This is a genomic window from Roseovarius confluentis (assembly GCF_002917925.1).
In the GTDB taxonomy this organism is placed as follows: Bacteria; Pseudomonadota; Alphaproteobacteria; order Rhodobacterales; family Rhodobacteraceae; genus Roseovarius; species Roseovarius confluentis.
Genome location: NZ_PPFE01000017.1, coordinates 1 through 13,397, shown reverse-complemented (window position 1 = coordinate 13,397; position 13,397 = coordinate 1). Strand labels below are relative to the sequence as shown.

Genomic DNA, 13,397 nt, shown 5'->3' with positions numbered 1-13,397 from the left:
TCGTATGGCTTGAAGAATTTGCCGGGAGCTACAGCCGCGTTTTTCGAGTCACCTGTAAACGAACCCTTGCATTCCATCGGATGTCCGCTGATCCAAGATCTGGGCATATGTCACCGAACCACCGGCGTAGGGCATGAATACCTGCGCTTTCCCGTCAACATTGGCCCCCATGTACCAAGACGCGGCCTCGCGCATCAGGGACTTGCGCGAGACGGCGTCGACCTCCGCCATCCAATCCTGTTGCGCAGCGCGCACCGGTTCAAGTTCGCTCTCGTTCCGGTCGTGAAGGTCTCCTATGGTATCAGTAATCCACTCGACATGTTCTTCGATCGACGGAACCATGTTGGACAGAACCGAGGGGCTGCCCGGCCCCGTCACCAGGAACATGTTGGGGAACCCGGCCACCATGAGACCCAGATAGGTCTGCGGCCCGGCATCCCACTCCTGCGATAACGTCCGCCCCTCGCGACCACTGATGTCAATACGATTGAGCGCTCCGGTCATCGCGTCGTACCCGGTTGCCAGGATCATCGTATCAAGCTCGATCTCCTGTCCGCTTTTCAGTTTCAGACCATTCGCTGTGGCGGTCTCGACCGGATCGGCGCGAATATCGACCAGGTCGACATTGTCCCGGTTGAATATCTCGTAATAGCCGGTGTCCACGCAGATGCGCTTGGCTCCGATCGGGTAGTCTCCGGGGGACAGCACCTCGGCCGTTTGCGGATCCTCGACGGTCTCCCGGATCTTGCGCCGTACAAAGTCGGCCACCGCCGTGTTGACCTCACGGTCCTTCGTCGTGTCATTGAACGTATAGATGAAACCGATGCCCCCGATCTGCCATTCGGCCTCCAGAAGCGCTTTCTGCTGACACTCTGTCAGCTCCTGACCGGACCGCATGCCGGGGTTGTTGTACAGCGTGTAATTCCGACTCTGGCGCAGCGCGGCACGGCGTTCGGGATAGTTGGATTTCCATGACTCCACGTAATGCGCGCTCATTGGGCGGTTGTTGGCCGGGACCGAGTAATTCGGCGTACGCTGAAAAACCGTCAGGTTGCCGCAACCGGGCGCGATCGTGGTCGATGTCTGAATGCCCGATGACCCGGTACCGATCAACCCTACACGCTCATCCAGAAAATCGGGCTCTTCCGCAGGCCAGTCGGAGGTCTTCAGAAGACGCCCCTTGTAGTCCTCCAAACCGGAAATGTCGGGCTCTTTCGCCACGGACAGGCAACCGGTCGCCATGATGCAATAGCGTGCGCGCACTTTGCGCCCGTCACTGAACGTCGCGGTCCACAGCGACGCATCGTCATCCCAGTTGAGCGCATCAACCCTTGTATTGAAGGTAATGTGCTGACGTAATTCCAGGCGGTCGGCGACAAACTTTATGTAGGAAAGTATCTCGGGCTGCGCCGCGTAGAGTTCCGTCCATTCCCATTCCTGCTGAATCTCTTCAGAGAACGAATAGGAATATTGCATGCTCTCGGTGTCACACCGCGCACCCGGATATCGATTCCAGTACCACGTGCCGCCAACGTCGGCCCCCGCTTCAACCGTACACACCTCCAGGCCCATTTTGCGAAGCCTGTGCAGCGCGTAGATACCGGCAAATCCGGCGCCCACGATCAAGGCGTCAAATTGGGCTACATCGTCAGTCATTAAGTTACTCCCGTTTGATTATTGATGAATCGCAGAACCCCGGTCAGCGCATCGGCTGCGGCAGGGCTGTCCGGCGTCACGGTCATGAACCCATGCAACTCGCCGGGATAATGTAGATGGACGCAGTTGGCGGTCTCCATGCCCCGCTCGCGGCGCAGGCGGACATATGATGCCCCCTCATCCCGCAGGGGATCGTAGCCCGCGGTGATCACCAACGCCGGCGGCCCTTCCAGCCCTCCTCGAAGAGGCGAGACCGCCGGATCGGCCCGATCTGTGTCGGCATGGAAATAGTGGTCCCGGAACCATTCCATCGTGCGCCCGGTGAGCGCCATGCCGGGCTCTTCTATCCGGTGCGACGGATAGGCGCCCGCCTGATCAAGGGCGGGATAGATCAGGATCTGGCCAAGCGGCGCGGGACACCCTGCCCCCGCGCCCGACTTCTCCGCGGCCATCGCGGCTGCCAACCCCGCTCCGGCACTGTCACCGGCCAGGAACATGCGCGACGGGTCCAGCCCCATCGCGGGGCCGTTCTTCACGACCCAGGAAATGGCGCGCTGGCAATCCTCCAGTTGCGCGGGACATCGGTTCTCCGGCGCAAGCCGGTAATCGACCGACAGCACCGCGCAATTGGCCCCCGCCGCCATGCGGGCACATAGCAGCCTGTGCGACGCAAGCTCGCCGAACACCCAGCCGCCACCGTGAACGTAGACAACCACGGGCAAGGCCCCACCGGCGGCGTCTCCGGCGTACGGACGAAAAAGAAATCCGGCAACGTCCCCGTCCGGGCCGAGGCGCTGGACCACGCCATCGGCCCAGCCTTCCGCCGGATCGGTCAGGCCGGGCATCTTGCGCTCGACCATCGCCCTTGCCTCGGCCACGGAATACGCCTCGAACGGGCCAAGCCCTTCGGCAATGCGATAGTCGAGTACGGCGCTACTTGCTTCACTCAGCATCGCGATCCCCTCAGACCGTAAGCCCGCCATCAACCGTCAGTTCGGCGCCCGTCATGTACCGGCTGCCGTCGGACAGCAGAAAGATCACCACATCGACGACGTCTTCCGGCTGGCCACGGCGCCCCATGGGAATCGTGGCAGTACGCTCTTCCAGGCGATCGGCCGGAATTGCCTCCATCATGCTCGTGTCGATCAGACCTGGATGAACAGAGTTCACGCGCACGCCTTTCGGTCCGAGCTCCTTGGCGGCCATCTTGGTCATTCCGCGCACGGCCCACTTGGCCCCGACATAGGCGATGCCGCCATTGCCCCGAAGCCCCGATACCGAGGACATGTTCACCACCGAAAGCTGCCTTGCACCGGCGCGCTCCGCCGCAAATCGAATACCAAGGAACGTCCCGAGCTGGTTCACGGCGACCGTCTTGTTGAAAAATTCGACATCCGTTTCGTCTATGATGCGCGGATCAAATATCCCGGCGTTGTTCACGATCCCGTCGAAACGCCCAAGCGCATCCACAGCCTCGCCAATCCCGTTCCACCCTTCCGGATCGGTCACGTCATGCGTCACGTAAGTGCAGGCGCTTCCGATCTCCTCGGCAAGGCGGGCGCCTTCATCCGCGCGCAGGTCGCCTACGACGACACGGGCACCGCGCGCAACCAGCCGTCTTGCCATCTCGGCACCCATGCCGCGCGCCCCGCCGGTGATGACAAACACGCGTCCGTCGATAGAATTTTGATCAGACACTGGCTTTCTCCCGGTTCCAATGAGCAGCAAGGACATCGACATCATCGCAGCGTCCATCGCTGCGCGTCGCAGCGGCCAGTTCGTATTCGATGGTCCTGTTGCGGTTGGCCACGACACCGGCATACTCACCATGTGTCAAAAGATAGAAATGGTCGGCTTCCACCCCGTCGAGCGCGATCCGCGCTATATCTTCGGGGGCCATACCGTTTTCCAGCGCCGCATGGTTGGTCGCCGCGGCGTCGCCCGCGCTGCCCGCCAATCCGGTACGAACGAAGCCTGGGCAAAGCACCGATACGCCGACGTCGCTGTCTTCCAGGTCGAACCTCAGCGCTTCGCTGAGGCCCAGCACCGCGAATTTCGACGCAATATAGGCGCCACTACCAGCGCAGGTCACCAGCCCACAGATCGATGCCGTGTTGACGATATTCCCCCGGCCTCCGCCGTGCAGGCGCGACATGAAGTAATGAATCCCGTTGTAAACACCGTCGAGGTTTACCGCCCTCAGCCGGTCCCATTGCTCGGGCGGCAGTTCGCTCAGCGCCGTCTTGGGGACAGTCACACCGGCATTGTTGAAAATGATGTCGACATGCCCGACTTTGCCCAGGATCTCGTCGCAGGCACCCGCCCAGCTTTTCCGGTCGGCGACATCGAGGGATATCGCCAGCGCGCGGCCGCCGTCGGCGCGGATCGACGTGACGGTTTCTTCCGCGCTCTCCTGGTTCATGTCGGCGCAAATCGCTGTTGCTCCGCGTGCGGCGACCTCCCGGGCAAGGGAGCGGCCGATGCCGCTCCCCCCACCTGTGACCAGGGCCACCGTGTTCTCTTCTATTCGCATGGAAGCTCTCCTTGTTGCGCGATCATCACGCGAAGACCGCCGGCAGGGTCAGCAAGGCGATCGAGACCACCGCGAAGGACACGAGCATGAGCGCCGCGGTGTACCCGAGGATGTCACGCGCCTTCAGCGCCGTGACCCCGAGCAGAGGCAGCATCCACATGGGCTGAATTCCATTCGTCAGCTGATCGCCATAGGAAAACGCCATGACCACGGTCGAGATGTCGGCCTCGAGCATCTGTGCCGCCTCGACCAGCATCGGCCCCTGCACGGCCCATTGGCCACCGTTCGAGGGTACCATCAGGTTCACGAATGCCGAGCTGAGCATGCTGGTGAAAGGCAGGGTGTACGCGTTGGATATACTCGCCAGTCCGCTGGCAAACAGGGCAAGCAGGCCCGAGGCGCTCATCATCCCCATGATCCCGGCATAGAACGGGAACTGCAAAATGATCTGGCTACAGGTGCGGATGCCGCGGTCGATGGCACGGACATAGGCGATAGGCGTCCCGTAGGCCAGAAGCCCCAACAGCAGGAAGGTCAGGTTCAGGACGTTGAGGTTCAGGTCCAGCCCGTTCTGCAGAATGAAGTTCCCGACATAGGTAAAGCCGATGGCCAGGATCACCCCGGTCAGAATGCGGGAGTTCTCGATCCGCTCGGCAACGGTCGGTGCGGTTTCCGGTACTGCGGCGGCACTTAGCGAGGCTTTGCCGGGCGCGGTGGCAACAACGGGTTCGTCCTCCGGCGCATCGTCGGCGTCCAGCCCTGCTTCCCTGTCGCTGATCTCGCGCACCTTTTCGGCCGGATGCATGCGCGCCGCCGCCACTGGCAGCAGGATCATGAACGTCGCGCCAACGATCAGGTTCAGCGGCGAAAATATCGTTTCGACGAGCGGGATCAAGCCAATCTGATCTGCCAGGAAATGGCCTTCCGTATTAACCAGCAACGACGCGCTGGACGTAAGCCCGCCCTGCGACGTCGTACCCCCGGCAAAGCCGGCGGCGACAGTCAGCGGATAGTGCACCTGGATGCCCCGGTCCCGCGCCTGGCGACAGAATTCCCGCGCCGCGACGGCGCCGACGATCAGGCCAAGCCCCCAGTTCAGGAAAGACAGGCTGATGGACAGTGCGCAGACCATGGCGACGACGCCCGTTGCACTTTTGGGCAGGCTGCCAAGCGCCAGGATGGCCCGTTTCATGGGCGGCGCTTCTGCGAAGACATAGCCGAAAAGCAGGATGGCAACCATCTGCGTGGTGAAGCGTAACAATCCCCAGAAGCCATCGTACCAGTAGTCGACCATCTGCATCGGGCTTGAGGGCGTCAACGCGACACCGAGCCCGAACACCAACCCGGTCAGGATGATAGCGAAGGCGAATGGCGTTGGCATGAATTGCCGGGCAAAGCCCGCGAATATCTCTGCAAGTCTTTGCAGCATTTTTTTCCTCCCTGATTATCGGCGTCCTCCTCAAAACGCCGGATCTTGGTCCTGACTTTGTTCACACATAGTGAACACAGGTCCAATAGATAGAACGCTCCCACAATGCACATTTTCCGTCAAGGTCTCGAGGCCGCAGATTGAGAAGAAAATTTCTATCCTATGAATTTTGTTCACCTAAATTGAACGCGCGGATCCGAATTTTCGCGTTAGACAAGCCGAGAGGTGCGGCGTCCGCACAACTCGCAGCTCACTTCCATATTTCATCCGAACTGAATTTCGGGCTGCGACCTGCAGAACAGCCGACCGGTTTCCGCTTCCTCACGGACAAGGCCTGCAGGCCTCGCAAGACGCATCAGGCCGAACGAGTGCGGCCCGGCGGGGTCATCCCCCACCGGGCGCCTTGCCCGCTTCGGGCAAAACAAGCTGAAAAAGACGGCGAAGCGTCCCCGCTTAGGCGGCCTCAGTCACGAATTTCGTGTTGAGATAGCTTTCGAAGGTTTCCGCCCCGCCTTCGCGGCCCATGCCGCTGTCCTTGACGCCACCGAACGGCGTTTCCGAAAGCGACATGCCGAAATGGTTGATATTCATCATCCCCACCTCGATCTCGTCCGCCAGCCGCCGCACGATCGCGTTGTCCCGCGCAAAAGCATAGGCCGCCAGCCCATATGGCGAGCGATTGGCTCTCTCGATGACCTCATCCAGCGTACGATAGCTGACCAAGGGAAGAATGGGTCCGAAGGTTTCCTCACTCATAACCCGCGAGTCGTCGTCGAGATCGGTGACGATGGCGGGGCTGAAAAAGTTTCCGGGCGACTGGATCGCTTCCCCGCCAACGGCCACCTTGCCGCCGCGCTGGACAGAATCCGCGATGAAATCGGTCATGGCAGACAGCCGGCGCCCATGTGCAAGAGGTCCCATGCCCGACTCGGAGTCCAGACCGTCACCGACACGCACCTTCTCGAACTTGGCGACCATCCGATCGACCAGCTCACCATGAAGGCTTTCATGCGTGAACACCCGCGTGGGGGCGACGCACACCTGCCCCGCATTCCGCAGCTTCAACGCGCTCAGAAGGTCCGCTGCCTTGTCCAGGTCCGCGTCCTCAGAAATAATAAAGGGCGCTTGCCCGCCCAGTTCCATCGTCGCGCGCTTCATGTGCTTGCCTGCCAGCGATGCCAGCGACTTGCCGACCGCGCTGGACCCGGTGAAGGAAACCTTGCGCACGCGGGGCGATTCAATCAGTCGGGTCGACACCTCTGCCGGCACACCCCAGACAATGTTCAAAACCCCGTCGGGAAGTCCGGCATCCTTGAAAAGCTGCGCCAGCGCCGTAACCGCACTTGGAGAGTCCTCGGGACCTTTCAACACGATCGTACAACCGGCGCCGATCGCGGCGACCATCTTGCGGATCGCCTGGTTGAACGGAAAGTTCCACGGCGTGAAGGCGGCGCAAACGCCGACCGGCTCGTGCATCACGTACTGGCGCACATTGGAAAATCGCGGAGGAATCACACGCCCATAGATGCGGCGGCACTCCTCGGCGTGCCATTCTGCATGTTCCGCGCAAGCCATGACCTCGGCCCGCGCCTCAGCCAGCAGCTTGCCCTGGTCCAGTGTCATGTTGCGCGCAATGTCCTCGACACGCTCTCGGGCCAGCTGCCCCACGCGACGCAGTATCTCGCTGCGCAACATCGGCGACGTGGTGCGCCATTCGTTGAAGGCGCGTTCGGCCGCGTCTACGGCGCGATCCAGCTCGGCTTCCGTCACATGGGGAAGCTGACCCAGCACCTCGCCGGTAGCGGGGTTGAGGATATCTTCCCCCTTGCGCGAGCTGCTCGGACCGATGAACTCACCATCGATGAATAGGCTTTGAGTAGGATACATGTTCTCTCCTCAGGCTGATTTGCGAAGATTTACGTCGGCGAGGATCATGTCGCTGGCCTTTTCGGCGATCATCATCGTCGGCGCGTTGGTGTTGCCGGAGATCAACGTCGGCATGATTGAGCAATCGACGACGCGAAGTCCCTCCAGCCCGTGAACCCGGAGCTGGGAATCGACAACGGCATCGGCGTCCTGCCCCATCTTGCAGGTCCCCGAAGGGTGAAAGATCGTCCCCGCCGTCTCGCGGATGAAATCCAGAAGCGCGGCATCGTCCTGCACGGACTCGCCGGGCTGGTATTCCTCGACGATATGCGAAGCCAACGGTTCTGTCCGCGCCAGGCGGCGGGACAGCTTGAGGCCTTCCAGCATGCAGATACGGTCGGTTTCCGTCGACAGGTAGTTCGGGCGGATATCCGGCTGGGCCTTGGGGTCGGGAGAGGACAGCCGCACCGTGCCGCGCGACTCGGGCCGAAGCTGGCAGGTATAAAGCGTGATGCCTGAGAAATCGTGCGGCTTGTAGCGCACCTGCTCGGCCGAAAGCATACCGCAGTGAAACTGGATGTCCGGTGTTTCCGAATTGGGAAGAACCTTGGCAAATATCCCCGCCGGGGTGGCCGAACAGGCCAGCGGCCCCTTGCGGAACAGGGCATAGTCCAAGCCCAGCTTCATCCGGCCATACAAGCTCTTCATGCTGTCATTGATGGTGATCGGCTTGTTCACCTTGTAGACGTTGCGTGCGTTCAGATGGTCTTGCAGGTTCCCTCCGACGCCGCGCAGCTCATGCGTGACCTCGACCCCTTTCGAACGCAATTCCTCGCCCGGGCCGATCCCCGAAAGCTGAAGGATGTGCGGCGACTGGATCGCGCCCGCCGACAGGATCACCTCGCCATTGGCATGCGCTATCCGGGCCTGGCCATTCTTGCGATAGGCGACACCGCTCACGCGGCCGTTCTTCACGATGACCCGCTCGGCATAGGCGCTACTGATGACCGTCAGGTTGGCACGGCTGCGCGCCGGCCTCAGATAGGCCACGGCTGCGCTGCACCGGCGCGCATTGCGGATGAAGAACTGATAGTATCCGCATCCTTCCTGGTCCCCATCGTTGAAATCCGGGTTCCGCGGGATCCCGAGCGCCTCGGACGCGGAAAACACATCCTCGAAAAACGGGATCTGCCCGGCCGGGTCGGAGATCGTGACCGGCCCCTCGCCGCCATGAAAGTCGTCGGCGCCCCGCGTATTGGTTTCCATGCGCTTGAAATAGGGCAGCACGTCATCCCAGCCCCAGCCGGTGTTGCCCGCCTGCGCCCAGCGGTCATAGTCCTGCGACTGGCCGCGGATACAAATCAGCCCGTTGATCGAACTCGAACCGCCGATGCAGACGCCGCGCGGCCAAACCATTTCGCGCCCGGCCATCGAAACCTCTGGCGCCGTCGTGAACTGGCGCGCGATCCGCTCGTCGTAGACGGCCTTTCCATATCCTAGGGGAACATGGATCCAGGGCGACTTGTCCTCCGGTCCGGCCTCCAGAAGCAACACGGAATGACGCCCATTTTCGCTCAGACGATTGGCCAGCACGCATCCGGCAGAGCCCGCACCTACAATTATGAAGTCGTATTCCTGGGTCATCTCCCCCCCCTTTGCTTGCGCAGCGACAATTTCCGACACCGTGAGGCCGGGATCATCACTGCATATGACACGTTGCTGTTTTCACCCGGAGGCGCAGGCGCCATCCCGACCAGGGAAAGGCCGGTCAAATACCGAAAGAAAATCTGCCACGCTTGCTCCTCTCTGTAGCGCGTCTCGCCGAGGCATATCCGCAGCCGAAGTATGCGCCAGAAACTCCCTTCACTCCCGTTCCCATATACAGATCGCTATTCATGTATGGGATATTTACAATTGGATATGCCGTCAAGGTGATTGTGACCGCATCAAACTTTCCAGCGGCGCCACCCCGTGCGGAGCTTTAAAAAACAGACGTTCGCGCGCTTGACATGGGACAAATAGGGTGACTAGTATCCGTAATGCCTGAATGGCGTTTCCATATAGTGAACGCCAATCGATCAAAGTGGTTTGAGGAGACCGCTTTCATAACTTGCATATTGGGAGGACGCGGGAAATGACGGACAGCTATACGGACAAGACACAACCCAAGCCATTCAGGGAACGCCTTCAGTTGCGGGCCCAGTCCTTGGGCGAGAAATCCGCCGAAATCAGCATTCGCTGGATGCCAGAAACATTCACCTTCGCGGTACTGGTAACGGTGATCGTGTTTCTCTGCGCCTGGCTTGGCACCGAGACCCGACCCGTTCAGATCGTCGAGTATTGGTACGGCGGGTTCTGGTCGCTTCTGACATTCGGGATGCAAATGGTCCTGATCGTCGTGACTGGTTATGCCCTGGCCGTCGCGCCCCCCGTCAAGCGCGTTCTGGCGCGCATCGCGGCACAGCTCGGCTCGGCAAGCGCGGCGATCGCGGTCACCGCCCTTCTTTCGGGAGTCATTTCCTACGTCCACTGGGGCCTCGGGACGATCCTGTCCTGCCTGTTCGCCGTCGAAATCGCGAAGTCTTTCAAGACCCGCGGCATCCGCTGCCACTTTCCTTTGCTGGTCGCCTCGGCCTACAGCGGGACGGCTGTCGCAATGGTCGGCCTGTCCAGTTCGGCAGCCCTGCTGATGAACACGCCCGGACATTTTCTCGAAGACTCGATCGGCCTCGTTCCACTTACGGACACCATTTTCCGGCCACAGTACATCATGATCGTCGTGGCCGCGACGCTCACGGCGGCCATCGTGCTCACCTATCTCCATCCCAGTCAGAAGAACACGCAGGAAATGGACGAGAACGCATCGTCGCCCTTCGGCGGTGACGAAACGCGCGAAACGGCCCGGACGCCCGGCCAACGGCTCGACAATATGCCAATGCTCGCTTGGCTCATAGGTCTCGTGGGTATCGTGTTCATCCTGCAGGAAATGATGGAACAGGGCATCATCGGGATTCAGTTGAACGTATTGAACTTCTTCTTCCTGATGCTGGGGATACTGCTGCACGGCTCCCTGAAAAGCTATTCCAACGCCCTGACCAAAGGCGCCCTCGCGGCGGCAGGCATTGTCCTGCTCTTCCCGTTCTACGGCGGCGTCCTCGGGGTGATGCGCGACAGCGGGCTGGTCGACATCGTCGCAAGCGGGTTTGTGGCGATCTCGACCGAAAACACATTCGCTCTCTGGCAGATGATCAGCGCCGGCGTCCTGAATTTCGCGATCCCGTCCGCCGGCGGCCAGTGGGCTGTCCAGGGGCCGATTGCGGTCACGGCATCACAGGAACTCGGACTGCCCATCGACGTCCCGGCAATGAGCGTCATGCTGGGCGAGTCTCTGACAAACCTCGCGCAACCGCTCTGGCTGATCCCGCTTCTCGGAATTTCAGGTCTGCGCGCAGGGCAGGTCCTTGGCTACACGATCGTACTGATGGCCTTCCTGTTCGTGGTGTTTGGCGGCGGTCTGCTGCTCCTGTAGGATAACAGTCATGCCCCGCGGCGGCTCTTTCCAAGGCCGCCGCGGGGACAATTTGCCAAACACCCAGTATCGCCTTGGATGCACCCTTGACGCCATTCAAGCCGCTATGCGGACTCATCCCTTGAGAGTATCCGTAGAGCCCGCCCCGATCCGCAAGCCGTCAGAGCAGGGATACGCCCCTTCAGGACCCCTCTCCCCTGTTCCATGGGCTTCGGACGCCATCGTCAGCGACCTGCGCCCAGGGACCCGAACACGGACGGTGGTCAGCCCTGCCCACCTCAGCCAGTGACGTCCCAGACCGCCAGACCGAACCCGACCACCGCGATGAAGATCCAGGCCGCCGCTCCCAGCAACAGCGCTATACCTAGCAGACTGAGCGCCGCGATCCCGCCGCCCGCTGCAGGGTAGTCGCAATCAGCGTGATCAGCGCCACCAGCCCCAAGCCGGTAAGATGTCTGCCAAAGCGGTTCCTGAAGATTGCCTCGCGGCCTGCAAATATCGCGTAGGACTGCATTGTGTTGTCTCGCTTTCAGGGATTTCCGCCTTTTTCGCGCCTGCACAGCGACAACAAATCCACTGACTTTGATTAAACCAATTGAAAGAATTTATTGATGCCCCTGGACCAACTGCAGGTTTCCCTGGCCGTGGCGGAACGAAACCGCATGACCCGGGCGGCCGAGGCGCTGCGGCCGACGTGGGCATTCAAGGTTCTTCCGCATCCCGAACGGCACCGCACCCGCGCCGTGGAAGCCCTGCTTGCAGTGATCGACGGCATATGACGCCCGGACCGGTCGCTAGCCGGTCCGCAATTCCTGCGCGTTCACCCGACGCGCCATCTCTGCGGTCAGGGATTTGCGATCGATCTTGCCGACATGGTTTTCCGGTAGCCGCTCCAGTACCTCGATACCCGAGATGCAGTGCGAACGTCCCAGCACTTCGGTGATACGGGCGTTAAGATCACTGAGCTCAGCAATCTGGCCCGATTTCTCGACAAAGGCAAAAGGTACCTCGCCCAGGTCGGCATGCGGCGCCGGTACGACACAGGCCGCCTCGATGCCACCACAGGCCAGCAGGACATCCTCAATCTGCACGGGCGCCAGGTTTTCACCGCCCCGGATGATGATCTCCTTCAGACGTCCGGTCAGAAACAGGTACCCCCTCTCGTCGAGATACCCGATATCGCCCGACCGCACCCATCCGTCCCGGTCGAACGGCGGATGGCCGACATATCCAAGGGCGGTCGAAGGACCGCGAAAGGCAACCTCACCGCGTTGACCCGTGGGCAGTATATCCTCGCCGCCAGGCGACAGAATCGCGACCTCGCCCCCCGGAAGCGCACGCCCGACCGAACCGCGCACCGCTGCGTCCGGCGGATTTGCCGTCGACGTGCAGGTGAATTCGGTCTGGCCATAGCTCACAAGGACAGGGCACCCCCAGTGGGCCTCGATCCGGTCCTGAATCTCCACCGGAAGCGCCGCCGAGCCACAGCGCAGCATCCGCAATCTATCGGTCGCTCCCGCGGGCACCGGATGATCCAGCAACCGCTGGAACATCGTGGGCACACCGGTAACGACCGTTGGCCGCAGCAACGCGATTGCCTCCATCGCGATCTCTGGCGTGAACCTCGGCAACAAGGTCACCTGCGCTCCCTGCGACAGCGGGTAAAGCAGCTGGTTCAGAATGCCATTGGTATGACTTAACGGCATCATGTGCAGGTAGTGGTCATCGGCCCCCACCGGCGTAAGAGCGGCCAGCCCGTCGGTATTTGCCGCGATGTTGCGGTGACACAGGCGAACGGCCTTGGGGCGTCCGCTCGATCCGGAGGTGAAGATCAGCAGCGCCTCGTCGTCAGGCGACGGCGCCGAGCCGGAAAATTTCCGCGAGGTAAGCGCGCTCCGGCGCACAACCGCTTGTGCACCCGACTGCGCAAGCGCATCCGCGGCCGATGCGTTGGCATCATCCGCGAGAATGTAAGAAAAACCAGTATCTTTCAGCTTGTCCATGACCGATCTGGGCGCCTCGCTGCGGCTCAGCACGGTAACCGGTAGACCAGCCACAAGGCAGGCCAGAAGGTCGGTACAGAGACCGACGTGGCGATCCTGCAGCAGCGCGACCCTTTGTCCCGATCGCGCCCCGGCATCCAGCAGGCCCCCAGCTTGGTTTAGGACGGCCGTGAACAGTTCGGAAAAGGTCAGTGATTGCCCTTCGGCACTCAAGGCGCATGCATTCGGGCGGAGTCGTGCCTGTTCGGCGAGGTCGGTAACGAAATCACTCATGCGGCCAGCTCCGGCATTCGGACCGCGGCATCCGCTTCGAATGTGCCATCGGGATCCAGCGCCCTCAGCGCCGCCAGTTCCGCCGCGGTGGGTTCGGGGGTTGGACCG

General features: G+C 61.4%; 10 protein-coding genes. 2 read left to right on the top strand and 8 right to left on the bottom strand.

The genetic code is table 11. From position 1 onward, the window contains the following. Positions 1 to 48: 48 nt before the first annotated feature. The 7 genes from C2I35_RS21445 to C2I35_RS21415 form a co-directional block, all read right to left on the bottom strand. Positions 49 to 1,656 (bottom strand): flavin-containing monooxygenase, encoded by a 1,608-nt coding sequence (locus C2I35_RS21445; protein ID WP_103765086.1) that lies wholly within the window; start codon positions 1,654 to 1,656, stop codon positions 49 to 51. Further along, positions 1,656 to 2,609: an alpha/beta hydrolase gene (locus tag C2I35_RS21440; RefSeq protein ID WP_170067280.1), complete on the bottom strand. Its 954-nt coding sequence runs from the start codon at positions 2,607 to 2,609 to the stop codon at positions 1,656 to 1,658. Before C2I35_RS21440 ends, C2I35_RS21445 begins: the two co-directional genes overlap by 1 nt. Before the next feature lie 10 nt (positions 2,610 to 2,619). Continuing rightward, positions 2,620 to 3,354 carry an SDR family NAD(P)-dependent oxidoreductase gene (locus tag C2I35_RS21435; RefSeq protein WP_211286212.1) on the bottom strand — a complete coding sequence of 245 codons (735 nt, stop codon included), beginning with the start codon at positions 3,352 to 3,354 and terminating at the stop codon, positions 2,620 to 2,622. After that, complete coding sequence (locus C2I35_RS21430; protein ID WP_170067279.1) at positions 3,347 to 4,168, bottom strand: SDR family NAD(P)-dependent oxidoreductase; 822 nt, start codon at positions 4,166 to 4,168, stop codon at positions 3,347 to 3,349. Before C2I35_RS21430 ends, C2I35_RS21435 begins: the two co-directional genes overlap by 8 nt. Before the next feature lie 46 nt (positions 4,169 to 4,214). Continuing rightward, complete coding sequence (locus C2I35_RS21425) at positions 4,215 to 5,618, bottom strand: short-chain fatty acid transporter (RefSeq protein ID WP_103765083.1); 1,404 nt, start codon at positions 5,616 to 5,618, stop codon at positions 4,215 to 4,217. A gap of 453 nt (positions 5,619 to 6,071) precedes the next feature. Then, positions 6,072 to 7,505, bottom strand: coding sequence for an NAD-dependent succinate-semialdehyde dehydrogenase (locus C2I35_RS21420; RefSeq protein ID WP_103765082.1), 1,434 nt, complete (start codon positions 7,503 to 7,505; stop codon positions 6,072 to 6,074). Positions 7,506 to 7,514: 9 nt separating this feature from the next. Beyond that, entirely contained in the window at positions 7,515 to 9,128 is a 1,614-nt protein-coding gene (locus tag C2I35_RS21415) for a GMC family oxidoreductase (protein WP_103765081.1), read from the bottom strand. Between the two features lie 490 nt (positions 9,129 to 9,618). On the opposite strand from C2I35_RS21415, the gene C2I35_RS21410 reads away from it, so the two are divergent. Then, the gene (locus C2I35_RS21410) at positions 9,619 to 11,013 is read left to right on the top strand and encodes a short-chain fatty acid transporter (RefSeq protein ID WP_103765080.1); all 1,395 of its coding nucleotides are present in this window, start codon (positions 9,619 to 9,621) and stop codon (positions 11,011 to 11,013) included. Positions 11,014 to 11,624: 611 nt separating this feature from the next. After that, on the top strand, positions 11,625 to 11,792 hold the full coding sequence (locus C2I35_RS22265) for a hypothetical protein (protein ID WP_170067278.1): 168 nt from the start codon (positions 11,625 to 11,627) through the stop codon (positions 11,790 to 11,792). 15 nt (positions 11,793 to 11,807) lie between these two features. Here the strand turns inward: C2I35_RS22265 and C2I35_RS21405 are convergent, their stop codons facing one another. Continuing rightward, positions 11,808 to 13,289: a class I adenylate-forming enzyme family protein gene (locus C2I35_RS21405; protein WP_103765079.1), complete on the bottom strand. Its 1,482-nt coding sequence runs from the start codon at positions 13,287 to 13,289 to the stop codon at positions 11,808 to 11,810. Between the last annotated feature and the right edge of the window lie 108 nt (positions 13,290 to 13,397).

Coding starts and splice junctions, on each gene's coding strand:
- C2I35_RS21445 (WP_103765086.1), bottom strand. CDS start 1,656: ATGACTGACGATGTAGCCCAATTTGACGCCTTGATCGTGGGCGCCGGA.
- C2I35_RS21440 (WP_170067280.1), bottom strand. CDS start 2,609: ATGCTGAGTGAAGCAAGTAGCGCCGTACTCGACTATCGCATTGCCGAA.
- C2I35_RS21425 (WP_103765083.1), bottom strand. CDS start 5,618: ATGCTGCAAAGACTTGCAGAGATATTCGCGGGCTTTGCCCGGCAATTC.
- C2I35_RS21420 (WP_103765082.1), bottom strand. CDS start 7,505: ATGTATCCTACTCAAAGCCTATTCATCGATGGTGAGTTCATCGGTCCG.
- C2I35_RS21415 (WP_103765081.1), bottom strand. CDS start 9,128: ATGACCCAGGAATACGACTTCATAATTGTAGGTGCGGGCTCTGCCGGA.
- C2I35_RS21410 (WP_103765080.1), top strand. CDS start 9,619: ATGACGGACAGCTATACGGACAAGACACAACCCAAGCCATTCAGGGAA.
- C2I35_RS22265 (WP_170067278.1), top strand. CDS start 11,625: ATGCCCCTGGACCAACTGCAGGTTTCCCTGGCCGTGGCGGAACGAAAC.
- C2I35_RS21405 (WP_103765079.1), bottom strand. CDS start 13,289: ATGAGTGATTTCGTTACCGACCTCGCCGAACAGGCACGACTCCGCCCG.